Annotated in this window: 18 protein-coding genes and 1 pseudogene; 10 read left to right on the top strand and 9 right to left on the bottom strand. The window is 61.2% G+C overall.

The features are described 5' to 3' along the window. From ABIE53_RS04825 to ABIE53_RS04815, 3 genes are read right to left on the bottom strand one after another with little or no spacing between them, the layout of a single operon-like run. The gene (locus ABIE53_RS04825) at nt 1–555 is read right to left on the bottom strand and encodes a GAF domain-containing protein (RefSeq protein WP_192700063.1); all 555 of its coding nucleotides are present in this window, start codon (nt 553–555) and stop codon (nt 1–3) included. A gap of 34 nt (nt 556–589) precedes the next feature. Beyond that, nucleotides 590–2,002 carry an MFS transporter gene (locus ABIE53_RS04820; protein ID WP_192700062.1) on the bottom strand — a complete coding sequence of 471 codons (1,413 nt, stop codon included), beginning with the start codon at nt 2,000–2,002 and terminating at the stop codon, nt 590–592. Between the two features lie 48 nt (nt 2,003–2,050). Continuing rightward, nucleotides 2,051–3,835: a gamma-glutamyltransferase family protein gene (locus ABIE53_RS04815; protein ID WP_192700061.1), complete on the bottom strand. Its 1,785-nt coding sequence runs from the start codon at nt 3,833–3,835 to the stop codon at nt 2,051–2,053. 220 nt (nt 3,836–4,055) lie between these two features. Between ABIE53_RS04815 and ABIE53_RS04810 the strand changes: the two genes are divergently transcribed. Then, complete coding sequence (locus tag ABIE53_RS04810) at nt 4,056–4,733, top strand: FadR/GntR family transcriptional regulator (RefSeq protein WP_192700060.1); 678 nt, start codon at nt 4,056–4,058, stop codon at nt 4,731–4,733. A gap of 428 nt (nt 4,734–5,161) precedes the next feature. On the opposite strand, the pseudogene ABIE53_RS04805 reads toward ABIE53_RS04810, so the two are convergent. Further along, nucleotides 5,162–5,383: pseudogene (locus tag ABIE53_RS04805) on the bottom strand (integrase); the annotation flags it as partial. Nucleotides 5,384–6,136: 753 nt separating this feature from the next. Here ABIE53_RS04805 and ABIE53_RS04800 point away from each other — a divergent pair. From ABIE53_RS04800 to ABIE53_RS04765, 8 genes are all read left to right on the top strand, one after another. Continuing rightward, nucleotides 6,137–7,069 (top strand): NADP-dependent oxidoreductase, encoded by a 933-nt coding sequence (locus ABIE53_RS04800; RefSeq protein ID WP_192700059.1) that lies wholly within the window; start codon nt 6,137–6,139, stop codon nt 7,067–7,069. A 1,153-nt stretch (nt 7,070–8,222) separates the two neighbouring features. Further along, entirely contained in the window at nt 8,223–8,972 is a 750-nt protein-coding gene (locus ABIE53_RS04795; RefSeq protein ID WP_053858961.1) for an IclR family transcriptional regulator, read from the top strand. 85 nt (nt 8,973–9,057) lie between these two features. Beyond that, a complete protein-coding gene (locus tag ABIE53_RS04790) occupies nt 9,058–9,813 on the top strand; it encodes a transporter substrate-binding domain-containing protein (protein ID WP_006047755.1) in 756 nt (251 codons plus the stop codon). A 15-nt stretch (nt 9,814–9,828) separates the two neighbouring features. Continuing rightward, a complete protein-coding gene (locus tag ABIE53_RS04785; RefSeq protein WP_006047756.1) occupies nt 9,829–10,497 on the top strand; it encodes an amino acid ABC transporter permease in 669 nt (222 codons plus the stop codon). Then, nucleotides 10,494–11,270: an amino acid ABC transporter ATP-binding protein gene (locus ABIE53_RS04780; protein ID WP_310074190.1), complete on the top strand. Its 777-nt coding sequence runs from the start codon at nt 10,494–10,496 to the stop codon at nt 11,268–11,270. Before ABIE53_RS04785 ends, ABIE53_RS04780 begins: the two co-directional genes overlap by 4 nt. Further along, on the top strand, nt 11,267–12,235 hold the full coding sequence (gene hutG, locus ABIE53_RS04775; RefSeq protein WP_192700058.1) for a formimidoylglutamase: 969 nt from the start codon (nt 11,267–11,269) through the stop codon (nt 12,233–12,235). Before ABIE53_RS04780 ends, hutG begins: the two co-directional genes overlap by 4 nt. Before the next feature lie 677 nt (nt 12,236–12,912). After that, the gene (locus ABIE53_RS04770) at nt 12,913–13,569 is read left to right on the top strand and encodes an arylsulfatase (protein ID WP_192700057.1); all 657 of its coding nucleotides are present in this window, start codon (nt 12,913–12,915) and stop codon (nt 13,567–13,569) included. Between the two features lie 1,255 nt (nt 13,570–14,824). Then, the gene (locus tag ABIE53_RS04765) at nt 14,825–16,384 is read left to right on the top strand and encodes a phospholipase D family protein (protein ID WP_192700056.1); all 1,560 of its coding nucleotides are present in this window, start codon (nt 14,825–14,827) and stop codon (nt 16,382–16,384) included. A gap of 818 nt (nt 16,385–17,202) precedes the next feature. On the opposite strand, the gene ABIE53_RS04760 is transcribed toward ABIE53_RS04765, so the two are convergent. The 4 genes from ABIE53_RS04760 to ABIE53_RS04745 form a co-directional block, all read right to left on the bottom strand. After that, a complete protein-coding gene (locus ABIE53_RS04760) occupies nt 17,203–18,540 on the bottom strand; it encodes a dicarboxylate/amino acid:cation symporter (RefSeq protein ID WP_192700055.1) in 1,338 nt (445 codons plus the stop codon). A gap of 109 nt (nt 18,541–18,649) precedes the next feature. Continuing rightward, nucleotides 18,650–19,264: a 3-isopropylmalate dehydratase small subunit gene (gene leuD, locus ABIE53_RS04755; protein ID WP_192700054.1), complete on the bottom strand. Its 615-nt coding sequence runs from the start codon at nt 19,262–19,264 to the stop codon at nt 18,650–18,652. Then, nucleotides 19,261–20,679: a 3-isopropylmalate dehydratase large subunit gene (gene leuC / locus ABIE53_RS04750; RefSeq protein ID WP_192700053.1), complete on the bottom strand. Its 1,419-nt coding sequence runs from the start codon at nt 20,677–20,679 to the stop codon at nt 19,261–19,263. Before leuC ends, leuD begins: the two co-directional genes overlap by 4 nt. A 3-nt stretch (nt 20,680–20,682) precedes the next feature. Then, complete coding sequence (locus ABIE53_RS04745) at nt 20,683–21,561, bottom strand: alpha/beta fold hydrolase (protein WP_006047766.1); 879 nt, start codon at nt 21,559–21,561, stop codon at nt 20,683–20,685. Between the two features lie 116 nt (nt 21,562–21,677). Between ABIE53_RS04745 and ABIE53_RS04740 the strand changes: the two genes are divergently transcribed. After that, nucleotides 21,678–22,580 (top strand): LysR family transcriptional regulator, encoded by a 903-nt coding sequence (locus ABIE53_RS04740; RefSeq protein WP_192700052.1) that lies wholly within the window; start codon nt 21,678–21,680, stop codon nt 22,578–22,580. Between the two features lie 51 nt (nt 22,581–22,631). Here ABIE53_RS04740 and dhaK read toward each other — a convergent pair whose 3' ends face one another. Further along, the gene (gene dhaK / locus ABIE53_RS04735) at nt 22,632–23,621 is read right to left on the bottom strand and encodes a dihydroxyacetone kinase subunit DhaK (protein ID WP_029970338.1); all 990 of its coding nucleotides are present in this window, start codon (nt 23,619–23,621) and stop codon (nt 22,632–22,634) included. Nucleotides 23,622–23,625 lie beyond the last annotated feature (4 nt).

Below are 23,625 nucleotides of genomic sequence, written 5' to 3'. Positions count from 1 at the left end.
TCAGAGAGAACCAGAACTGCCGGCGGATACAGTATTGCCCGCGGTCAGAGCGGGAGCGAGGAACGAGCCGATCAGCAAGCCGAGCGTTTCGTGCCGCTCGGTGTACCACCCTTCCTGGTGTGTCAGGTTCATCGTGCCGATGCACACGCCGTTGTACGCGATCGGAATGTTCAATATCGATCCGAGGCCCATGCCGGTCATCACCGTATGGTCGTCGAACGCTTCGAGAATGCCTTGCGGTGTTTCTGCGCGAAATGGCTCAAGGTCGTGCAGAACCTGTCTGGCCCACGCGGTGCCGTGTTTTTTCTTGCGCCCGCCGATTGGATACACCTCTGGCATGTTCGTATAAACGCGCTCGACTTCCCCGCGCCCGGCGTCGTAGGACATGATCGTGAGCAGGCGGAAGCCGATTGCGCTTGCCGCCACCTCATGAACCGCACGAAAAAGCGCCGCCGGCTGACCGTTGAGCCGCATGGCCCTTGCGAGATGTTCCAGATGGGAAATGTCGAGCGTTTGCGGCACGGACGGCGTAGTCACGATCCTGTTGGCTTGCATGGTCTATAAACGAAGAGTTGGCACATCGCGGCCTTCAGCCGCCTAATTCCGTGGAACTGAGGGGACCTCGAACATCCTGTGCACGCCCGAACTCCTCGGCCTCGATATCTTCGAGCGAACGGTTGCGAGTCTCGATACCCAGGCAGAAAACCACGCATGCCCCGACGAGCAGAACTGTTGTGGTCATCGCGAATACGCCCAGAAATCCGAACGCGGGATAGACGAGGCCGACCAGAATCGGCGCGCTCACCGAGCCGATGCGGCCAAACGATGACGACGATCCCGTACCCGTCGTACGAACTGCGGTGGGGAACACTTCCGGGGTGTACGCATAGACGCCCGCGAACGCGCCGTTCATGAAGAACGACAGGCATATGCCCGCAAGCATGATGCCGATTCCTGTGTGAGAGAACGCAAGCGCGATCGCCGCGATACCGCCCAGCAGCATGTACGACGCCACCACCGCTTTGCGTCCGATGCGTTCATTGAGCCATGCGGCCGAGAAATAACCAGGAATCTGCGCCCCATAGATCGCGATGGAATAACCGAAGCTTTTGGTCATGGTGAGCCCCTCCTTGAGGAGCAGACTCGGAATCCACGAGAAGAACGAGTAGTACGCGAACGCGACCGAAAACCACATGAGCCAGCTCACCGCTGTGGTGCGCGCGAGTCGCGGCGACCACAACGTCAACACGTTCTGCAATGCGCGACCCTTTGCCGGTGCCGACACCGGCATCATGCGGACGGAGGCGACCGGCGCAAGATGAATGCCTCGGCCGGTAAACCACGCTTCGATCGTGCTAACGATGCGATTCGCTTCTTCCGTTCGGCCCTGGCTTTCGAGCCATCGCGGCGACTCCGGCAGCGTCCTTCGCCACCAAAGCAGCATGACGACCGGCGACGACGTCACCACGGCGAGATACCGCCAGCCATCGGCAAAGTTTCTTACCACGACGAAGCCGAGAATCGACGAACTCAGATAGCCGAACGACATGAAGCCAACCAGTGCGCCGCAAAACATTCCCCTGTAGCGCCGCGGCACGAATTCCGCGAGGAATGGCGCGATCACCACTGTCTCCGCGCCCGAGCCAAAGCCCGCGACGATGCGCAATGCGAAGAACGTGTGCCAGTCGGTCGCCGCCGCACTCGCGAGCGACGCGACGCAGTAGATCGCCAGCGCCGACATCATGATGCGGCGACGGCCGATAAGATCGGCAAATACCCCCGACAGAAAAGCGCCGAAGAAATACCCGATATAGGTACTGCTGGCAACGAGGCCAGTCTCGGCGCTCGTCAAATGCCACAGCTTGCTGACGACCGGTAACAGGAACGCAAGCGACGACGAATCGAGCCCGTCGAACAGATACCCCAGCCCGCCGATAAGCAAAAGTTTGCGATGAAATCCCGATAACGGGAGTCGTTCAAGACGAGCAGCTACAGCAGACATGGCGAGTTCCCCATGAAGGAAAGAGCGCGTTGATCGGGGGCGCGAAGTTCATCGGCCAATCGCATATGCCTGCATCTGGCGAGGCGTCGCCGCGCCGCGCATCAGGCCATTTCTGATGCCGACCGCGCAGACCCGCCCCAATGCCCAAGGCTCCGCCACGGTCAGATCGTGTCCACGCGCGCGCAATTCGGCGAGCGTGCTTTCCGGGAAACGGGCTTCGGCGGACATCTTGCCCAACTGCATCGCGCGCGGGTAGAACGATCCGGGGAAGTGAGCCGTCTGGAACGACGGCGAATCCGCCGCTGCCTGGAAGTTCATGCCGGCGTGCACATGTTTCAGGAATAGCTGGAGCGACCATTGATCCTGCTGGTCGCCGCCGGGCGTGCCGAATGCCGCGTAGGGCTTGCCCGCGCGGGTAACGAGCGTGGGCGACAGGGTTGTGCGAGGACGGCGCCCAGGACCTAGTGACGATGGCAGGCCCTCTTCCATCCAGAACATCTGCGCGCGAGTGGTGACGTTGAAACCGAGTCCGGGCACCGCTGGCGACGCCTGCAACCAGCCGCCGGACGGCGTAGCCGACACCATGTTGCCCCACCGGTCGACGATATCGAGGTGAACGGTGTCGCCTCGTAGTTCAGGCAACGGCGCGAAGGTCGGTTCTCCCTGCCCGAAGCCCCCAAACTGTTCCTTCCCGGCGAGCGCGATGATGCGCGCGGCGCGGCGCCCGCTGTCGCCCAGCGTTCCCGGACAAAATTCGAGCGATGCCCGCTGCGGGTCGATGAGTCTGCGACGTTCGTCGTTGTAAGCATCGCTGAGCAGCACATCTAGCGGCACATGGGCAAATGCCGGGTCGCCGTAGAAGACCTCGCGGTCGGCGAACGCGAGCTTCGAGCACTCGATAACCGTGTGGACGAAATCCGGTCCCAGCGGATCCATAGCCGCCAGATCAAATCCCTTGAGCAGCGCAAGCTGCTGCAGGAACATCGGTCCCTGCCCCCACGGACCAGTCTTGTGGACCCGAAGGTCGCCGTAGTCGTAGGACACTGGGTCTTCATAGGAGGGCTCCCAGCTAGCGAGATCTTCCGCGGAGAGCAAGCCGCCATTGCGCTGGCCCGAAGTATCGAGAACAGCCGTCGATCGAAAGTACTGGTCGATGGCGTCTGCCACGAACCCGCGATAAAACACCTCTCGAGCCCTTTCGCACTGCTCGGCGCGGTCGCTGCGGCTAGTCGCTTCTCGCAGAATGCGCTTGTAGGTGGTGGCGATCGCCTGATTGGCGAAGAGGTGATTCGGCGCGGGCGCGTCGCCATTTCGCAGCCATTGTTCGGCCGAAGTCGGCCATTCGGTGAGGAAAAAATCCTTGATCGCGAGGATCGACGAAGCCATGCGCGGCAGCACCGGATAGCCGTTCTCCGCGTAGCCGATTGCATAGCTCAACACGTCTTCGAGCGGCAACTGGCCATAGTCGCGCAGCATGGTCATCCATGCGCCGAATGCCCCCGGCACCACCGCCGGCAATAGTCCGGTGCCCGGCACCACTTCCAGCCCTAACTCGCGCATACGTTCGATGGTCATGCTCGCGGGAGTCACGCCCTGCCCGCAAAGCACTCGAACCCGGTCTTCACGGGCACTGTAGAACACCACCGGCAGTTCACCGCCGGGACCGTTCAGATGCGGCTCGACGATCTGGAGTACAAACCCCGCTGCTGCTGCCGCGTCGAAGGCATTGCCGCCTCTTTCCAGCGCGGCCATGGCCGAGGCGCTGGCCAGCCAATGCGTGGAGGCCACCATTCCGAACGTACCAATCAGTTCCGGACGAGTTGTAAACGACATGCCCTGCTCCTCTTGTGAGCGTTACGACCGGCTTCTGAACCAATCGTTATAGGTACCAATTCAGCCACCTAGCGTCGGATGATGTCATCCATTGCGCGATGCTAACCCGAAACGTAACCTATGCATATCCGCCAAAAAAAGCATTGCATGAAAATCACGGCGCCACGGCGCCCTCAATCTGTTATCTTTGACACCAATACTCATTGGTTCGGAAAACGGGATGGAAGAGACCGCATTGAACGGCCTGCTGGGGTATATCGCCAGTCACCAACTCAAAGACGGCGACGCTCTACCGCCTGAAAGAAAGCTGGCTGAAGAGCTTGGCGTCAGTCGAAGGGAACTGCGCTCGGTGCTTGCCTCACTGGAGGCGTCGGGGCGCGTGTGGCGCGGGGTTGGGCGCGGTACCTATCTGGGAGCACGGCCGCTCAAGTTCGGTCCCACGTTGCGCGGCTTGCGCGCCGGCACCAGTCCTGCGGATATCGTGGAAATGAGGCTAGTTTTCGAACCCGCGCTGGCGGAACTCGCCGCGACCAAGGCCAGTTGGGACGATCTGCTCGAGCTGGAAAAGTGCGCGCGTAAAAACGCGGCCGCGAACAGCGACGAGGAGTGGCAGCAATGGGATCACCGATTCCATTTGTTGATCAGCCAAGCCACACGTAATCCGGCACTCATTGCCCTCATGGAAGTGATCAACGGCATGCGCGTCAAGCCGGAGGTTCGCAAGAAAACCGTCAGTCAGCACACCCGGCACCATTTCGCCCAGCAGCATCAGGCAATCGTCAACGCGATGAAAGCCCGTGATGGAGAAACGGCGGCTCGATGCATGCGCGAGCATCTGTCCGCCGTTCAATCACGCTCGTCCAGCCAGACGAGCGACGCATCGGACGCACGCGCTTGACACAGCTCTGGCGGCAAGCGGCTTCATCAGCGGGGAGCTCGGTCCATAAAACGGACTTTCAGGCTCGACGAACGATGAGATCCGGTAGCGAGCAGTGCGGGGAGAATCCTTTAGGCCCTTGACGAAGCCAGTACGCCGCAAAGAACCGTACTGCCGTAGCTAGCAGGACCCGATACAAAAGACCCAAAACCAGCAAGCTCCACTCTGCGGGCCGTTCGTCGAGCGAATGGGCGCATGCGTTGCCCGCTGGAGGAGCCCCAAGTTCTACCGCCTCATTCCACTGCGCGGGGTGTGCGAAATGTCGGCTTGCTTTGTGCCGTCGCGCTGCTGTTAGACCACGGCGGCGATCCTGCTCGCGAGTCCTGAAGCGCCGGGCTACTGCGCGGCCCCGATGCCTTGTTCCGCGTTGGCGGGCCCCATCGAGCCATCCCCATACAAATGTCTTGCACCTGAAGTCGCGTGAGATCACATGCCAGAAGCTTGCTGTCGATTGCCAGATTGAACAGTGCCAGCTCACGCACGTTCGACGACATCTGGAGCCTCGTCCGAATTGCCCAAATTTCGCGTAGCTTCAACGGGGGCTTCTGCCCAGTCAGCCTTCCTTTGTTCCACGGCACCCGACGAGTGCTGGAAGAATTAAGCGTTTCCATGTCGACCTCCTCTTCAATGAAGGGGGATCGATTTTGCGCGCCGGCAACGGTCGCTGCTCGAGCAGCAGCTATCCGCGTAGCGCGTCAAATTGGAACCGAAAGCGTCGCGCTAGCGCACACCGGCACAGCCCCTGCCTAATCGTCACAGGGCACTGTCTGTTCTCCCATTCTTGGTCTGTGAAGACAACCCAAGCGCTGCCGGCGGGTGCTGGTTAGCCGGATGGTATAGGCACACGCCCGGTAAGGAAGGACTCCATTCAGGAAGCAGGTGAACGAGTGGGCCAGCCGCCAGTTTTTCTGCTACGCCATATTCCGGAACCGGGGCGATACTTATGTCGGGGACGGGATCCCACACGAGGTCGATGTCGTCTTCAGGGATGCCGTCCTGTCGAAGAAAGCTGCTTCCATTGGAAAGACTGCCGGACTCGTAGTTGCTTGCTCTGCGGAGACGTACGTCGCGGAAGTTATGGCTTGCTGCCTGATTTGACGGTTACGTTGGCTTCTTAACCATTGGCTGATTAATCGCATGTTGTGCGTCAAGCTGACGTGCGGACTGATAGGGCACTCTGCTACCTCCTGCCGGCGTGCAAAAATTCAGAACACGCCACCGCGATCTGTTGGGCCGTCTCATCGCTTCCACTCCTGCGCTGCCCCCTCGTGGCGTGATCTGCTGGAAAACGAATTCAAGGTTTATGTCAGATGGTTGCTTTGCCAGAATGCACGTGTTCAATGTGCCGATAAGGAGAGCTTGAAATGACAGCATTGATGCAAGCGGTTCAGATTGAAGAGTATGGCGGACCGGACGTGCTCAATTTGCGCCGGTTACCGATCCCGACGCCGATCCAAGGAGAGGTTGTCGTCAAGGTGATGGCAGCGGGCGTCGGTCCGTGGGATGGGTGGATTCGCGCGGGAAAGAGCGTTCTACCGCAACCACTGCCTCTAACGCCCGGTTCCGACATTGCGGGTGTCGTCGTTGAAGTTGGTCCCAGTGTCAACGAATTCGCGGTAGGGGACGAGATTTTCGGCGTGACCAACCGTCGCTTCACGGATGGTTACGCGCAGTATGCGAGAGCCAAGGTCGATATGCTCGCCGCGAAGCCCTCCAGCATGACTTTCGAGGAAGCGGCATCGATGCCCGTCATCGCGGTAACCGCCTGGCAGATGCTTCACGAGTTCGCTAGCATAAAAGCAGGACAGCGTGTTCTTATACTTGGTGGTGCGGGCAACGTCGGAGCATACGCCGTGCAACTGGCGCACCTGGCCGGCGCCGAGGTCGTTGCAACTGCGTCGGACGCCCAGGCGGACCATGTGCGGGCTTTGGGGGCGGACGAAGTCATCGAGCGAAGCATGCGTTGCGTGGACCCGTATACCAGCAGTTTCGACGCCGTCATAGACACTGTCGGCGGTGGAGCGCTCGAGCAATCGTACGCGCTTGTGCTCCCGCACGGGGTCGTCGTCTCAGCAGTGCAAAAGCCCGATAGTACCCGCCTGCCGCAACATGTGCGCTCGGACTTCCTGTTGGTGAACGTTGTCACGCGTACTTTGGAAGCGCTCGTCCGCCTTGCGGCCGACGGTGAGCTGAGGGCCCGGCTAGGCGATATTTTGCCACTTGCCGACGCACGCCGGGCGCATCAAATGCTTGACGGTTCCCACCATCAGCCGGGAAAGATCCTTCTTATTCCCTGATGTAAGAGAGCGACGACGGCACGCTGGTCATGAAAGGCCGGCGCACCGGCAGTCTCTGTGGTGTGGCCTTGACCATCGCATCAAGTCAGGAGATCGCTGCCGGATGAATTCACTTACCGCACGGCTAGACGCTGCGCGGCAGCCGACTGTCACTGGAACATTTGCATAGACCTCGCAGGGGCGGGAAACCAGGTATAGCGCAGCAACGGACGCAAGCATGCTTGGAGCAGTGTTTAAACCGGGCGTCCACCGAAGTTCCGCTCAGCGACGTGGACCGCGGCCCGCACCGCCATGCTCCGATCCGCGTCCAGGCAACGGTCTTTCGGCATGAGCTCTCAATTGCGCATGGTGAGGTCGAGCCGCGCTTCGAAACCGGACAGCGGATTCCGGCATCCGGCGAATTAACTCCTCCACCCATCGCTTTTTTCACATCTGTGTTGCATCGATCTCGCGCTGTGTTCGGCGGCAATGGCACCAGCGCGGTCGGCGCTCATGGGCTGCTCGAGGCTAGAAACTCTGGCGTGTCGCCCGCCTCAGCCGCTCTGCCAACAGCATAAGGGCCTCCGGCGCGAATGCGCAGGGAAGCTAGGCCGGCGCGTCAACGCGCTGGTGGATCGTGCCCGTTGGATCAAAAGTTCGAGTGATCATTTGCAACGGCGCAACATAAGCGGTTACCCGACATCCGGAGTCAGCAACTCACAAAGCTGAGCGTCTCACAGTCGCCGCACAGCGACGGATGGCCGCCCACAGGCTTGGCTATACTTCATTCAAATCCGATCGGGCTCATGTCGAACCGTTGCTGCCTTTCGCCCCCTCACCTGCTGAAGGCAGGTAACAACGGTACAAGTGCCGCTCCAGACGACGCCTCACCCGTAAAACCTCGGCCACTTCGGCCGTTCGCGACGACCGGGCACTTGAGCGCGTCCAATAATTAATTGAGTGGAAAAAGGTTCAGGGCAATAACCCCGTCCATTCTGGATATCGTTTCCTTTTCAACGCCTCGGGCAGTCCAGTGCCAGGACTCTCCGTGCTCCCGATGTCCCGTCCAAGGGAAATCCCTGCCCTTTTATTCCCATTGAGCGGGAATATGATTTTTGAAATTCGAGAATGGTCTGGCATTCTGCGCTCTTGATGGATCGTGGATAGCGTGATCGTGAATGTGGAACAGGGTGTGACAGGGGCCGAACGGGTGTTGCTGGTGCTGGCCGCGCTCGCCAGTCATGGCAAGGCGATGTCGGTCAAAGATCTGCTAGCCGTGACCGGGCTTGCGCAAAGCACACTGTACCGTCAGATCGCGCTGCTCAAGCGCTGGGGTTTCGTCGCCGAAAACGCCGGTTACTACGCGCCCGGTCCGATCAGCTTGCAACTCGCGCTTGGCTTCGATGTGAATTCTCTGCTCGTCGAAGCGAGCCGCACTGAGATGCAGCAGCTCGCGCGCGCGTCGCAGGAAAGCATTGGGCTGGTGGTCGCGGTCAGGCATCAGGTGATGTGCCTTGAGATGGTCGACAGCCAGCATTCGTTGCGCTGCTCGTTCGAGAAAGGCCGCGCCGTGCCGCTCAAGGCGGGCGCCTCGGCGAAATCCCTATTGGCATTCATGGCCGACAGGGCGCGCGCCGAAGTGCTCGACAGCGTGTTTGGCAACGACCCCGTCGGCCGTGCCGCGATCGAAGCAGAACTTCAACAGATTCGAGCCCAGGGCTACGCCGTTAGCGACAGCGAAGTCGACCCGGGCGTGTGGGGAGTCAGCGCTCCGATCTTTCATCACAGTGGACGCAGCGCCGGCAGCAGCGCGTCGATCACGTTGATGGCGCCATCAACGCGCGCCATCGGACGAGAAAGCCAATTAATCGACGGGACGCTACGTACGGCCCGCGCCATTTCCGAGCATATGCAAACCGATTAGCGGGACGAAGCTTTTTCAATTTCATCCGTAAATTGGGCGCTCGAATTAACCGCATCACTTGATAGAACCGCAAGGAGCCTACCCCATGAAGCTGCAACGACTGTTGTCCCTCGCATGCGTGACGTTCGCCGTGACGTTTGGCGGATTTTCCGGCGCGGCGTCAGCACAAACGCCGGAAGTGCTGAACGTCGCCACCGACGCCACTTTCCCGCCGATGGAGTACACCGAGAACGGCGCGCGCACCGGCTTCGACGTCGATCTCATGAATGCGCTCGCGAAAGTGATGGGCAAACGCGTGCAATGGACCGACATTGACTTTAAAGGACTGATTCCAGGTCTGATCGCGCATCGTTTCGACGCTGCGATCTCCGGCATCTACATCACTGACGAGCGCGCGAAAGTGATCGACTTCACCGATTCCTACTATGCGGGTGGGCTGGCCGTGCTGGTCAAAAGCGATTCACCGATCAAGACGGTGACCGATCTGAACGGCAAAAAAGTCTCAGTCCAGGTGGGCACGAAGTCCGTGAACTTCCTACGCGATAACTTCCCGCAGATCAATCGCGTCGAGGTCGAGAAGAACCAGGAAATGTTCGACCTGGTTGGCATCGGCCGTGCAGACGCTGCTGTGACGGGTAAGCCGGCCGCCTATCAAGTTGCGAAAACGCGCACCGGCTTCCGTGTACTCGACAAAACGCTGACGACCGAAGCGTACGGCATCGCCGTGCGCAAAGACGAGCCGCAGCTGAAGGCAGCCTTCAACACCGCGCTCGCCAGGATCAAAGCTGACGGCACGTATGCGGCGATCGTCAAGAAGTGGTTCGGCGCGAGCGCGCAATAAACGGCTGGACACGAAATGGAACTTGATTTCTCGCCGGTGATTGCCGGTTGGCCAGACATCATGCAAGGCGCGTTGGTGACGGTCGAAGTGACCGCCGCGTCACTCGCGCTCAGTTGCGCGCTTGGCCTGTTGATCGGCATCGGCCGGCTGACGCCGCAGCGGCGCATCGTGTACGGTTTCTGCACCGCTTACCTGACGTTCTTCCGCGGCACGCCGTTGCTTGTACAACTCTTCCTGCTGTTCTTCGGCCTGCCGCAATTCGGCATCCTGCTGCCGGCGTTCTTGTGCGGCATGCTGGGGCTCGGTCTGTATTCGGCGGCTTACGTATCGGAGATCGTCCGCGGCGCGATTCAGTCGGTCGATCGCGGGCAGATGGAGGCGGCGCGTTCGATCGGCATGTCGTCGGGGCAGGCGATGCGCGCGATCATTCTGCCGCAGGCCATCGTGCGGATGATCCCCCCGCTCGGCAACGAATTCATCGCGTTGATCAAGAACTCGGCGCTGGTGTCGCTGCTCACGATCGACGATCTGATGCATGAAGGCCAGAAGATCATCAGCGTGTCCTATCGTTCGCTTGAAGTGTATCTCGCTATCGCGCTGGTGTATCTGGTATTGACGCAGGTGACCAATTTCGCGCTGCATCGCGTTGAACGTCGTTTGCGTGTGGGAGGAATGGTGCAATGAATACCGTGGCCAAAGTCAACGAGCCTATCGTTAGCATTCGCGGTCTGACGAAATCGTTCGGCTCGCATACCGTGCTCAACGGCATCGATTTCGACATTCAACCGCAGCAGGTCGTGGTGGTGATCGGGCCGAGCGGGTCGGGCAAGAGTACCTTTCTCCGCTGCTGTAATGGACTCGAACAGGCAGAAGGCGGCACGATCGACATTTGCGGGCATCGGTTAGTCGACCACGGCGAGATGCTCAAAGAGCGTTCGCTGAATGCTCTGCGCACCGAAGTCGGCATGGTGTTTCAGTCGTTCAATCTGTTTCCGCACCTGTCGGTGCTGCATAACATCACCGTGGGACCGCGCATGTTGCGTGGCGCCAGCAAGGCGCAGGCCGAAGCGGCTGCTATGGCGTTGCTGGAGAAGGTCGGGCTCGCGCACAAGGCGCATGTGATGCCGGCGAGTCTCTCGGGTGGTCAGAAGCAACGGGTTGCGATTGCTCGCGCGCTAGCGATGCAGCCACGGGTGATGCTGTTCGACGAGCCGACGTCCGCCCTCGATCCCGAACTGGTAGGCGAAGTGCTGCAAGTGATGAAACTGCTCGCGAGCGAAGGCATGACGATGGTGGTCGTCACACACGAAATGGGCTTCGCGAAGGAAGTGGCCAATGTGGTGGTAGTCATGGACGGCGGTATGATCGTCGAAGCGGGGCCGCCCGCGGAGATTTTTTCTGCGCCATCACAGCCGCGCACACGCGCATTCCTGCAGGCGGTGTTGTCGCGCGCATGAGAGTCCCATTCGATGACAAGGTGTGGGCAGGCCGTTCCGACGACGGCGAACCCGGCGACACACGACGTGTTTTCAATCAGGTGATGCCATTCGGTAACGCTGTGGACGTGCAGCGCGATGCGCCGGTGATCGTCGGCTTCGGCTCCGATGAAGGCGTGCGCCGCAATCAAGGTCGGATTGGCGCAGCGCATGCTCCGAAGGAATTGCGCCGTGCGCTCGCGGGTTTGCCGGCCAAATCGGCGATGGCGGCACTTGCCGACGCAGGCGACGTGGTGTGCGACGACGGCGACCTCGAAGCCGCGCAAGTGGAACTGGCCCAAGTGGTTAGCGAAGTACTGGCGAGCGGTGGCCGGCCGTTGGTGTTCGGCGGCGGTCATGAGGTCGCGTGGGGTACGTATAGCGGTTTGCGGCTGCATCAGCAGCGTGAAACCGACAACGCAGCAACGCCATTGGCATTGCGCAGTTTGCTGATCATTAACTTCGACGCTCATTTCGATTTGCGCCAGAAGCGTCCCGCGAATTCGGGCACGCCGTTCGATCAGATCGCGCTTGACTGTGCGGAACGAGGGGTGCCATTCAACTATGCGTGCTTCGGTATCAGCGATCTCGGCAATACCGCTTCGCTTTTCGCGCATGCGGAGCGACTCGGCGTGCGCTACGTGTTGGACGTCGATATGCAGGAAACGCAATTGCCGCAGCGCCTGAATGAGCTTCAGAAATTGCTGGACACGGCGGACGACGTCTATCTGACGATCGATCTCGACGTGTTGCCGGCCGCCACGGCGCCGGGTGTGTCGGCGCCCGCTGCGCTAGGCGTACCGCTATCGGTGGTCGAAGCGATGGTGCTGCGCGTGCGGGCTTCGGGCAAGCTGCGCGCGGCGGATATCGCGGAGTACAACCCGGCGCTCGATCAGGACAGGCGCACCGCGAGAGCGGCCGCCCGACTAGCGTACCGGTTGCTTTAAATCACGTCATCGCGCTCACCGTATCGCGTGAGTAGAAAAAACGGCTCGCCGGATTCCCGAACTGGACCCACCGAGTTCAACAGTGCCCGGGTGGGCCCAATGGGGCTGAGTTCCGTATCGCACGGGACTCCGGCGTTTCAGTTTGAGCTCGATGCGCTTGCCGACGCATGCAAGCCAATGCGCGAACGTCTGCTGCAGGCCGATAACTATTTAGCCCCCATCCCAGTACGAACGTCCGTTGTTTGGTGCGCATCTGCCGTTTGAATGGCCCGCTGAACGCGAAGGCGAACGGCTGCAACTGGCCGGAAATTGTCCACGATCTAGGCGTTGGCGTCGAATGTCCAGTTCTGGCCGGCTAGTGCCCAACGACCAATGGCGGCTCGTGGCCGCACTGCGTCCAGGTCCGAGAGGGCCGCGTCTGCGAGGCCCGCGTTTCGTGCGAAAGCATGAACAAGCCGGAACGGACTGGCGACGTCACCGCAAGCGGTGGCCATTGATACTCACGGTGTCTGACTATGCTAGTGACAAATGTCGAAGGAGGTATCAGACATACCAGTAGGATGTGTTGCCTTGTTGGTTGGCCGTGACGTTGAAACAATGCTTGTGAGTCAACGGGCTCGATCCCGGTCAGGGAAGCGACGAAACAGACGCGTTTAATTCAACGAGGGAAACTGGCGATGCGCATCTCGTTTTTGCATACGATCAATGACAACAAACGCATATTCGAGGACGCGGCAATAAATCTTGGTTTGCGGACCGATAACCTCCGCCATGAAGTCCGGTCGGATCTTCGTGAGGCTGTTCAACAAGCGGGTGCATTCCCAGCGAGCGTGAAGGAGGAGACGAAACGTTGTCTTCTGGCTCTTGCGGCGGACGCAGATGCCGTCATCCTGACTTGTGCGACGCTTGGACCGGCTGTGGAAGGAATTGAAAGCACGTGGGTTCCGATTGTGAGAGCAGATGTCGCGTTAGCCGCGGCGGCAGGCAAGATTGGTGGAAAGACCGCCGTGCTGTGTGCGGTTGAGGCTTCCGTCGAGCCTACGAGACGCCTTTTCGCGCGGTATGCTAGCCGCTTTGTTACGTCAGTGGACGTCATCCACGTTGAACGTGTGTGGACGCTGTTCAAGAATGGCGACATCGACGAATGCTTCGCTGCTGTCGCGGCATCGGCGGATCAAGCATATGAAGAAGGCGCAACTCTTGTTGCATACGCTCATCCCTGGATGGCCCCGGCGGTGAACCGCGCGCGCAGAGGAAGGCAGCCGCTTGATAGTCCCCAGGCTGCGTTGCGCGCCGTGATGCAGCGAGGCGGTGACCCTTCGCTCGGCTTCTGACATCCGACGGTGGTGCCGATTGTTGGATTGTTGACGATCTTCGCCGCACCTTTGAATGTCTCAAAGTGGCCGACTGTACGCGTTCGTCGCCTGCACCAGATTCGCGTCAACGGTGGACGAACCAAACCGACCCACAAGCGCCGCTGGTATTTTTTTCGGAGCGGACGTTCGACACGGCGAGTCAGCCGTTTAGCTCATGGTGCCAGTAGCGATTTCGACCAATGAAGTCAAATGCTTCTGGCCACGCCCGCCTGTCCCTGATGGGCTGGTGCCTGGGAACGCTGGAGGAAACCGTTCGCTTCTAGCCCAGAGGGCGCCCGGAGGGTGGCGCGAAGAAGCGTCTTTCCTGGCGCATTGCCGCAGTCAGCGACTGAGTAGTGCTGAACCTGAAGTTGTCCTGCATGGCAACCGTGTTAGGTCGCACAACCGGGTGCTGAGCGGCGGGGCAACAAATTGCTCTTGGCATTTCTCGAGCAGCTGCAGTAGCCGAAGCGCTCTATCGGCAGCGGGAGCTTTTCACCAATCGGACCATGGTCCTATTGCGTCTAGGTAAAACTGGAACAGATTATATTGGGATGGGGCGCATTCAACTCGGTGCATGTCCATTCATCTGTGAGCAGTTAGGACTAGCGCAACTGGAATGCTGCGCGAACAGCCCGCATCGTGAACCGCGGTCCTTCAACGATCTGTCGTAGCCGACTTGGAGAGAACAATGAAGATGACCAAAACATTCATGATGTTGGCGGGCCAGTAACAAACTGCTGCTCGGGTCTGCCCCGGCTACGCCGGGTAGATTACTCCCGGGAAAATCCGGGAGCGCGCGCCTTGTCACCTTCGCGTAAGATCGTCGTCAGACGATCACGATCCGGGTGTACCTGCATCTCAACCTTCGTCCGCCCACGATGCACGACAAATGCAAGCGGTTCCGCTCAAAGCAGCATTCGATACCGTGTCTCGCGGTCGCGAAGGGCTCGCGTGAATCGGGGACCGCTGCGTCGCCCCCATTCACGCCTATACGGCCTTTTGATCCGGCGGTGACTACGACGATCTGCGCCGCGGCGGCTTGGATGCCGTGCGTTTGAGGCCAGCCGATCTGTCGATGGTCGTCAGGCGGCTGGCAGCCTTGCTGAAGTCGTCCGGGGCCGCGAGCACGGTGCAATGTATCGCCCCAGTCAGTGGCGCGTCACAGCGCGCGACTTGAAACCGCTGGCGTCGCTCGCTTGTCTGGTCCATCTTCGAATCTGCGGAGAGCGGCATGATGAACCTACGAAGTCTTCTTGCGACGATCGTCGTCGTCCTGCTGACTTCGTGCGCAAGCCTTCCACCGCAAGCCGGCCGCGTGCCCACCCACGCGCTCACCGATACGCAGGCCACGCGCCTCGGCGCAGCGTTCACACCGCGAGACCAGCAGCATCCGGGAGAAAGCGCGTTTCACCTGCTGCCCGACTCCGTCGACGCGCTCGTCGCGCGCGTTGTGTTGATGGAATATGCTGACCGCTCGCTCGACTTGCAGTATTACATCTGGCACGCCGACCTGACCGGCCGTGAACTCGCCGCGGCCTTGCTGAGAGCGGCAGACCGCGGTGTGCGCGTGCGCGTCCTGCTCGACGATCTGGGCACGAATGCGGACGACCAGATGCTGCTGGTGCTCAGTTCGCATCCGAACATTGAGATCCGGCTCTTCAATCCCGTCGCAAACCGCCGGTTCAAGACGCTGGGCACGGCCACCGAGTTTGCTCGCGTCAACCGGCGTATGCATAACAAGGCGTTGATCGCCGACAACCAGGGCGCAATTCTCGGCGGCCGCAACATCGGCGACGAATACTTCGGCGCGTCGAGCACCGTCGCGTTTGGCGATCTCGACGTGCTGGTGCACGGGCCCATCGTACGGAATGTTTCGACGGCGTTCGACGAGTACTGGAATTCGGACGCGTCGTATCCGATCGAGAACCTCCTCGGCCGTCAGGCCGATCCATCGGCGCTAGCGGCTGGCCGCGCGAAGCTGGATGCCTGGCTTGCCTCCAACGAAAACGGTGCGTATGTGCGGCAGGCGAAAGCGCGGCTGACGCAGGTGATCCAGTCACGCGATGCCGAGTTTTCATGGGGCAAGGCGACGCTGCTCTATGACGACCCGTCTAAAATCACGCGCACGCCCAGCGACGCTGAGGGACATCTGATCTCGCAGTTCAGGGCGTTGAAGCTGGAGCCGACCCAGCACTTGCTGATCGTCTCGCCGTATTTCGTGCCCGGAAAGCGCGGCGTGGCATGGTTGAGCGGCCTGACGCAACACGGCGTGCACGTGACGGTGCTGACGAACTCGCTGGCGGCAACGGATGTCGCCGCGGTGCATGCGGGCTATCAGCGTTACCGGAAACCATTGCTGGAAGCAGGCGTGCAACTGTACGAACTGAAACCCGTTGCGACAACCAGCGGCACTGTCGACAAGAACAAGTCAGTGTTGGGCTCGTCAAGAGCGTCATTGCACGCGAAAACGTATGTGTTCGACCGCAAAAGTGTCTTCATCGGCTCGATGAATTTCGACCCGCGTTCGGTGGAGTTAAACACCGAGATAGGTATCTACTGCGAAAGCGAGCGTGCCGCCCGGCAGGTGACCGACCATGTGGAGTCGAGCCTCACCCGCGGAGCGTGGCGGCTCGAACTACGCACCGACGTGACCGGCGCGAGCCATATCGTCTGGAACGATACGGCCGAGGACGGCACCGTCACGGTATTAGATTCCGAGCCGGAAGTATCGGCGCTGCGCCGCGCAGGCATCTGGTTTCTCGGCATTCTGCCGATCGAGTCGCAGCTATGAACTCTGTTCTGGCTGGAAGTCGAACACCATGGAGCCGGTTGCTGGTCGATGAGCGACGGACGCGAACTCGTCGTCCTATATACGATAAGGTCCTCTATCGCATACGGGTCGATCATAAAAAAACAATCTCACTGCTTGCTCTGGTGACACCAGGCCCTGATCGCTTAAATGAAAATCCCCGTCGGGCGTATGGCCCGTCTGCCGAATCATCGGTCGTCGTCGCTTTGCAAAATGGCGGTTCGTCGCTCGTCAACAGACGTTCAGCAACAGAGTTCGGAGGACCATTCTTGGCTGACTATACGCGTTCGTCGCCTGCACCAGATTCGGGTCAACGGCGGACGAACCAAACCGACCCACAAGCGCCGCTGGTATTTTTTCGGAGCGGACGTTCGACACGGCGAGTCAGCCGCTTAGCTCATGGCGCCAGTAGTGATTTCGACCAATGAAGTCAAATGCTTCTGGCCACGAGGGTTCGTGGTCCGCCTCTACGTGAAACGTCACGCCGCCCGAAAAACAAAGGCAAAGTACGAAAGCATCTGTCCGTGTGACAGTGGTCACGGACCTACCAATCAATTCGACGAGCTTGTCGCAGAACCCTGCTGCCCCCCTGCCGAATCAGATTTTCTCCATCTGCAACTGTAGTCTTCCCTTATCTCACCACTCGCTATCCGGAGACGGAAACGGAAATTGTCCACGATCCAGGCGGTGGCGTGGATTGACCGGACGTGCCCCAACCCAAACGCTCCACCAACGCCTACCCGCCACCCGCGCCTCGACGCGACCATCCCTTGTCGCCCCGAAGCGCTCACCACATCAACTCATTTGTCGATAACAGGTTTGCGATCCAAAGCGGCCGTCGTTCTGACCACCGCTGACCGCGAACCGCCTTCCACCCGCTCTCCACCGCCTAACGCCGTCTCGAGCTTCTTTCGATCGAGTCCGCCTTCCCACGCCGACACCACGATCGCCGCCACCCCATTGCCGACGATATTGGTCAAAGCCCGGCATTCGGACATGAAGCGGTCGATGCCGAGGATCAGCACCATCGCGCTCACGGGAACCGTCGGCACGACCGACAGGCTCGCGGCGAGCGTGATGAAACCCGCGCCCGTTACGCCGGTCGATCCCTTCGACGTCAACATGGTGACGAGGAGCAAGGTGATTTCCTGCGCGAACGACAAGTGCGTGTTGGTCGCCTGCGCGAGGAACAGCACGGCGAGCGTCATGTAGATGTTGGTGCCGTCGAGGTTGAACGAGTAACCGGTCGGCACGACGAGCCCGACGACGCCGCGCGGGCAGCCCAGCCGTTCGAGCTTGTCCATCAACTGCGGCAAGGCCGCTTCGGACGTCGAGGTGCCGAGCACGATCAGCAATTCGTCGCGGATGTAGGCGAGAAAGCGCCACAGACTAAAGCCGCACAAGCGCGCGACGATGCCGAGCCCGACTGTCACGAACAGAAATGCGGTGAGATAGAACGCGCCGATGAGCTTGAGCATCGGCACCAGCGAGACGATGCCGTATCGGCCGATCGTGAAGGCCATCGCGCCGAAGGCGCCGATCGGCGCAAGACTGGTGACCATCCGCACAATGCGAAAGAACGCTTTCGAAAGTGTCTCGACCAGTTGCGTGACCGGCGCGGCGGGCGCACCCATCAGCGCGAGCGCGGTGCCGAACAGCATCGCGATCAGCAGCACGGGAAGGATATCGCCCTGAACCAGCGCGCCGAGAAACGTCTCCGGGATCACATGTGCGATAAATCCGGTGATGCCCTCGCCATGCGCCGCCTGCGCCGCATAGCCCGACACCGCGCGCGCGTCGAGCGTGGATGGATCGACGTTGAAGCCCGCGCCGGGCGCGAGCAGGTGCGCGGCAAGCAAGCCGATCGCCAGCGCGAACGTGGATGCGGCTTCGAAATAGAGCAACGCCTTGCCGCCGACGCGTCCGACCTTCCTCATGTCCTGCATGCCCGCGATGCCGGTTACGACTGTGCAAAAGATCACCGGGCCGATGATCATGCGCACGAGCTTGATGAACAGATCGCCAAGCGGCTTAAGCGCGACCGCCGCTTGCGGTGCGAAATGTCCGAGCAGCACCCCTGCGGCGATGGCCGCGAGCACCTGAACATAGAGAATCTGGTAGATCGGCTTGCGTTTCATGTGTCTCCTCCGTTTTCGAGGCAAAGGGACGCCCTTCCCTTCTTCGATCGGAGGGGAATCGGCGGGGTTGAAACAAGGAAAGCCGCCGCGTCGCGCGGCGGATGGGTGCTTACATCACCTGCGCCCAGGGATGCCTGGCGAAATGCCGCTGTTCGAAGGCTTCGATCGCGGCGAGCGAGTCGAGCGTCAGATCGACGGTATCCATGCCTTCGATCACCATGCGCTTGTGGCGCGCGCCGATCGCATAATCGAACCGGTTGCCCGAGCCTGATGTCACCGTTTGCCGTTCGAGATCCATCGACAACAAAGTGCCAGGCGTTTCGCTTGCCTCGCGCGTCAGGGCATCGATCGCGTCGCGCTCCAGTTGCACGAGCAAGAGGCGGTTGTTCATCGCGTTCGAATAGAAAATCTCCGCGAAGCTCGGCGCAATCACCGCCTGAAAACCGTATTGCTGCAAGCCCCACACCGCATGCTCGCGGCTCGATCCGCAGCCGAAGTTCGCACCGCCGATCAGCACGGTCGCGTTCGCGTACGCGTGCTGGTTGAGCACGCAGTCGTCGCGCGGCGCGCCGCGCTCGTCGAAGCGCAGGTCGTACAGCAGACCGTCGGCCAGACCCGCCTTGTCGATGATGCGCAGGAACTGCTTCGGCATGATCTGGTCGGTGTCGAGGTTGTCGATGGGCAGCGGCGCGGCGCTGCCGCGAATGGTCGTGAGTCGGGTCATGATGTGTGCGCCTCCAGCGTGCGGACATCGGTGATGCAGCCGGTCAGCGCGGCGGCCGCTGCCATCGCCGGGCTCATCAGATGCGTGCGGCCGCCGCGTCCCTGACGGCCTTCGAAATTGCGGTTGGTGGTGGATGCGCAGCGCTCTCCGGCGTCGAGCACGTCGTCGTTCATCGCGAGGCACATCGAGCAGCCCGGCTCGCGCCACTCGAAGCCCGCATCGATCAGTGTCCGCGCGATGCCTTCCTGTTCGGCGGCCCGCCGCACTCTGCCCGACCCCGGCACGACCATCGCGCGCACGCCGGGCGCAACCTGCTTGCCGCGCACGATGCCGGCCACGATGCGCAAATCTTCGATGCGCCCGTTGGTACACGAGCCGATGAACACGCGGTCGACGCGCGTGCCGGCAATCGGCCGCCCGGCGGCAAGTCCCATGTAGTCCAGCGCGCGGCGCAGCGATGCGGCGGCCTCGGGCGTCGCTTGCGCGGCCTCGGCGGGGATCGGCTGATCGATGGCGACGGCCTGATCGGGGCTCGTGCCCCAGGTGACGAACGGCACAATGTCGCCCGCGTCGAAGCGATGCTCGGCATCGAAACGCGCGTCGGCGTCGGAATGCAGGCCGCGCCAGTCCGCGAGCGCCGCTTGCCATGCCGCCTCGTCGAGCGACGGCGTGTGGGCCCGCACGTAGTCGAACGTGGTCGCGTCCGGCGCGATCAGCGCGGCCCGCGCACCGGCTTCGACGGTCATGTTGCACAAGGTCATGCGCGCCTCGGCCGACAGCGATGCGATCGTCGAACCGGCAAATTCCACCGCGTAGCCGCGCGCGCCCTGTGCGCCGATCCTGCTGATGATCCAGATAACGAGATCCTTCGACGACGTGCCATAGGCAAGCGCGCCGTCGATGGTGATGCGCATGGTCTGCGCGAGCCGGTACACGAGCGTCTGGGTCGCCAGAACGTGCTCGACTTCCGACGTGCCGATGCCGAAGCCGAGCGCACCGAGTGCGCCGTATGTCGTTGTATGGCTGTCGCCGCACAGCACGACCATGCCCGGACGAATCAATCCGAGCTCCGGCGCGACGATATGTTCGATGCCTTGCAGCGGATCGTCGGCGGCGAGAAGCCGTATGCCGGCGCGTTTGCAGTTACGCGCCAGGTTCTGTGCCTGCAACAGCGACGCCGCATCGCGAATCACGCGCGGCGACTCCGCATGCGTCGGAATGATGTGGCTCACGACCGCGAGTTGCTGGCGCGGACGGCGCACCGCGCGGCCGCGGGCATCGAGCCCGCTGAACGCTTGCGGGCTGGTGTACTCGTTCATCAGATGCAGATCGGCGTACAGCAGCACGTTGTGTTCGTCGATACGCGCTACGGTGTGCGAATCGACGAGCTTCCGGTAGAGGGTCTGGTCTGACATGACTTACTCGCTGAGAAAAGGCAGCACGCGCTCGAGCAGCCGCTGTGGCGCTTCTTCGGGAATGTAGTGGCCGCAAGGCAGGGCCTCGCCCTGCACGTCCGGCGCGTACGCCCGCCACTCGGCAAGCGGATCGAAGCATTGCTCGATCACACCCTGCGCGCCCCACAACGCCATGAACGGGCAGTCAATCCGCTGCTGCGAGGCGAGCGTTGCGCGATCGTGTTCGAGGTCGATCGTCACGCTCGCGCGATAGTCTTCGCAGATGCCGTGCGCCGTCGCCGGATCGGATAGGCAGCGCAGATATTCCGCGTAAGCCGCCGGCGTGAACGGCGCGAGGCCGGCGCTGCGCGCGCCGATGGTCTGCTTCAGATAGAGATCGGGGTTGGCGCGGATCAGCGTCTCAGGAAACGGCGCGGGGCGCACCAGCATGAACCAGTGCCAGTAGGCGCGCGCGAACTCGAACGAGGTCTGTTCGTACATGGCGAGTGTGGGCGCGACATCGAGCGTCACCAGGCGCGTCACGACTTGCGGATGATCGAGCGCCATGCGCGCCGCGACCCGCCCGCCGCGATCGTGACCGATCACCGCGAAGCTCTCGTGGCCGAGACCGCGCATCAGCTCGACCTGATCGAGCGCCATGCGCCGCTTCGCATAGTTGGCGTGAGCCGGGTCGCCGGGCGGCTTGCCGCTGTCGCCGTAACCGCGCAGGTCCGCCGCCACCACCGTGAAACGCTCCGCCAGCGCGGGCGCGACTTTATGCCAGATCGCGTGCGTTTGCGGATGCCCGTGCAAGAGCAAAAGCGCGGGACCGCGCCCGCCCTGAATTGCATGAATGCGCACGCGATCGACGGTTGCCGATGCGTCGCTGAAGCCTTCGAACATGGTTGTCTCCTGATCGCAATCCGAGTCTAATTGATGACTCATGCGATTGGGTTTCCTGAAAAGCATTCCGGCAGTAACTCAGAGGAACGAATCGACCGAACAAAACGGAGCTCGGGATGGATAGCTTTTCGGATCTGAATCTGTTCGCGCTCGTGGCGCGGCATCGCAATCTGGCGGCGGCCGCGCGCGAGTTGGGCGTGACGCCACCCGCGGTCAGCAAACGGCTGGCGCAACTGGAACGGCGCCTCGGCGTGCGGCTGATGAATCGCACGACGCGGAGGCTGAGCCTCACGCCCGAAGGCGAGCTTTATCTGTCGAACGGCTCGCGCATTCTGGACGAGTTGTCGGAACTGGAGCATCTCGTCATGCAGAGCCGGGGCGAGCCTACCGGCCTGCTGCGCGTGAACGCTTCTTTTGGATTTGGGCGGGCCCGCATCGCGCCGGCGGTATCGGAATTCGTCACGCGTTATCCCGCGATAAAAATCCTGCTGCATCTGACGGACCGTCCGATGAGTCTTCAGGACGAAGGTTTCGATCTCGGCATTCGCTTCGGCGAAGTGCCGGATGCGCGCATCAACGCGCGGCTCCTGCTCGAAAACCGGCGCATGGTGTGCGCATCGCCGGGCTATGTGGCGCGGCATGGCCGACCGTCCGTGCCGCACGATCTGACGCGGCACGCCTGCATCGTCTTGCGCGAGAACGAATCGGCCTACGGCACGTGGCATTTTTCGCGCGGCAAACGCTCGGAAACGGTCAAGGTCGACGGCGCCCTATCCAGCAACGACGGCGGCGTCGTCCTGCATTGGGCGCTCGAAGGCCGCGGGATTGTTGTGCGTTCGCAGTGGGAAGTGGAACGGCATCTGGCGCGCGGCGAACTCGTGACGCTGCTGGACGACTGGGCGTTACCGGACGCCAATATTCACGCGATCTATCTGGAGCGCAATCAGCTCTCGGTCAGGCTCAGGGCCTTTGTCGACTTTCTCGGCGAGTTTCTGCGCAGACCGGCCGGCTTGAGGTAGCTACGTCGAGAAGGAAAGCCGCACCGAAACCATTCTCGCACTCAGCGCGCCCTACATCCCCCAACGCAACGACGGCGTATGAACCGGGCTGTCCCAGTGGCGTGTCATTTCGTCGTCCAGCATACATAGCGTAATCGACGCGCCCGCCATCTCGAGCGAAGTCGTCAGCGCACCCACCTGGGCCCGGCCAACCTTCAGGTCGCGTTGCTCAAGCCATGCGCGCGTCGAGTTGAAGAGCAGGTAAAGCTCGCCTAGCGGTGTTCCGCCGAGGCCGTTGATGAGCACCAGCAATTCAGCGCCGGGTTGAGGCGCGAGATCGTCGACGATCGCTTTGAGCAGTTCTCCCGCAATCGCGTCGGCGCCTGCGAACTTTGCGCGGCGCCGGCCCGGCTCGCCGTGAATGCCCACGCCCACTTCGATTTCGTCATCGCCGATCTTGAACGTCAGCGTTCCCGCGGCCGGCACGGTGCAACTGCTGAACGCAACACCCATCGAAGCGGTGCGCTTGTTGATCCGGTCACCGAACGCCTTGCACTGTTCAAGGTCGGCGCCGCTTTCGGCCATGCTGCCCACCAGCTTCTCAACGATCACTGCGCCAGCCACACCACGCCGCCCGGTGGTGTAACTGGAGTTTTCGACTGCCACATCATCGTTGATCAGCACCATCGCGTTCGGGACCTCGGACATCTCCGATGCCATTTCGAAATTCATCAGGTCACCGGAATAATTCTTCACGATGAATAGCACACCCGCACCGGTGTCGACAGCATCGGCAGCGGCCATCATCTGATCCGGCGTAGGAGATGTGAAGACCTGGCCGGGGCAGGCTGCGTCGAGCATTCCATAGCCCACAAAACCGGAGTGCAACGGCTCATGCCCAGAACCGCCACCCGATATCAATGCCACTTTGCCTGGTTTGAGCGTCTTGCGTCGCACGTACACCGGTTCATTGTTGAGTACCACCAGGTCGCTATGCGCGGATGCAAACCCCGCCAGACTTTCGGCGAGGAAATCGTCGACGTGGTTGATGAATTTTTTCATGGCC

The sequence above is a fragment of the Paraburkholderia sp. OAS925 genome (genome assembly GCF_040543975.1).
GTDB classification, from domain to species: Bacteria; Pseudomonadota; Gammaproteobacteria; order Burkholderiales; family Burkholderiaceae; genus Paraburkholderia; species Paraburkholderia graminis.
Note: the sequence above shows the minus strand (reverse complement) of the source record. Positions and strands in the feature narration are given on the sequence as shown.

What these genes read in the sequence shown, in the direction of transcription:
- ABIE53_RS04820 (WP_192700062.1), bottom strand. Translation starts at nt 2,002, where the DNA reads ATGTCTGCTGTAGCTGCTCGTCTTGAACGACTCCCGTTATCGGGATTT.
- ABIE53_RS04785 (WP_006047756.1), top strand. Translation starts at nt 9,829, where the DNA reads ATGGAACTTGATTTCTCGCCGGTGATTGCCGGTTGGCCAGACATCATG.
- ABIE53_RS04770 (WP_192700057.1), top strand. Translation starts at nt 12,913, where the DNA reads ATGCGCATCTCGTTTTTGCATACGATCAATGACAACAAACGCATATTC.
- ABIE53_RS04765 (WP_192700056.1), top strand. Translation starts at nt 14,825, where the DNA reads ATGATGAACCTACGAAGTCTTCTTGCGACGATCGTCGTCGTCCTGCTG.
- leuC (WP_192700053.1), bottom strand. Translation starts at nt 20,679, where the DNA reads ATGTCAGACCAGACCCTCTACCGGAAGCTCGTCGATTCGCACACCGTA.
- ABIE53_RS04760 (WP_192700055.1), bottom strand. Translation starts at nt 18,540, where the DNA reads ATGAAACGCAAGCCGATCTACCAGATTCTCTATGTTCAGGTGCTCGCG.
- ABIE53_RS04825 (WP_192700063.1), bottom strand. Translation starts at nt 555, where the DNA reads ATGCAAGCCAACAGGATCGTGACTACGCCGTCCGTGCCGCAAACGCTC.
- ABIE53_RS04810 (WP_192700060.1), top strand. Translation starts at nt 4,056, where the DNA reads ATGGAAGAGACCGCATTGAACGGCCTGCTGGGGTATATCGCCAGTCAC.
- hutG (WP_192700058.1), top strand. Translation starts at nt 11,267, where the DNA reads ATGAGAGTCCCATTCGATGACAAGGTGTGGGCAGGCCGTTCCGACGAC.
- ABIE53_RS04780 (WP_310074190.1), top strand. Translation starts at nt 10,494, where the DNA reads ATGAATACCGTGGCCAAAGTCAACGAGCCTATCGTTAGCATTCGCGGT.
- ABIE53_RS04815 (WP_192700061.1), bottom strand. Translation starts at nt 3,835, where the DNA reads ATGTCGTTTACAACTCGTCCGGAACTGATTGGTACGTTCGGAATGGTG.
- ABIE53_RS04800 (WP_192700059.1), top strand. Translation starts at nt 6,137, where the DNA reads ATGACAGCATTGATGCAAGCGGTTCAGATTGAAGAGTATGGCGGACCG.
- dhaK (WP_029970338.1), bottom strand. Translation starts at nt 23,621, where the DNA reads ATGAAAAAATTCATCAACCACGTCGACGATTTCCTCGCCGAAAGTCTG.
- ABIE53_RS04790 (WP_006047755.1), top strand. Translation starts at nt 9,058, where the DNA reads ATGAAGCTGCAACGACTGTTGTCCCTCGCATGCGTGACGTTCGCCGTG.
- ABIE53_RS04740 (WP_192700052.1), top strand. Translation starts at nt 21,678, where the DNA reads ATGGATAGCTTTTCGGATCTGAATCTGTTCGCGCTCGTGGCGCGGCAT.
- leuD (WP_192700054.1), bottom strand. Translation starts at nt 19,264, where the DNA reads ATGACCCGACTCACGACCATTCGCGGCAGCGCCGCGCCGCTGCCCATC.
- ABIE53_RS04745 (WP_006047766.1), bottom strand. Translation starts at nt 21,561, where the DNA reads ATGTTCGAAGGCTTCAGCGACGCATCGGCAACCGTCGATCGCGTGCGC.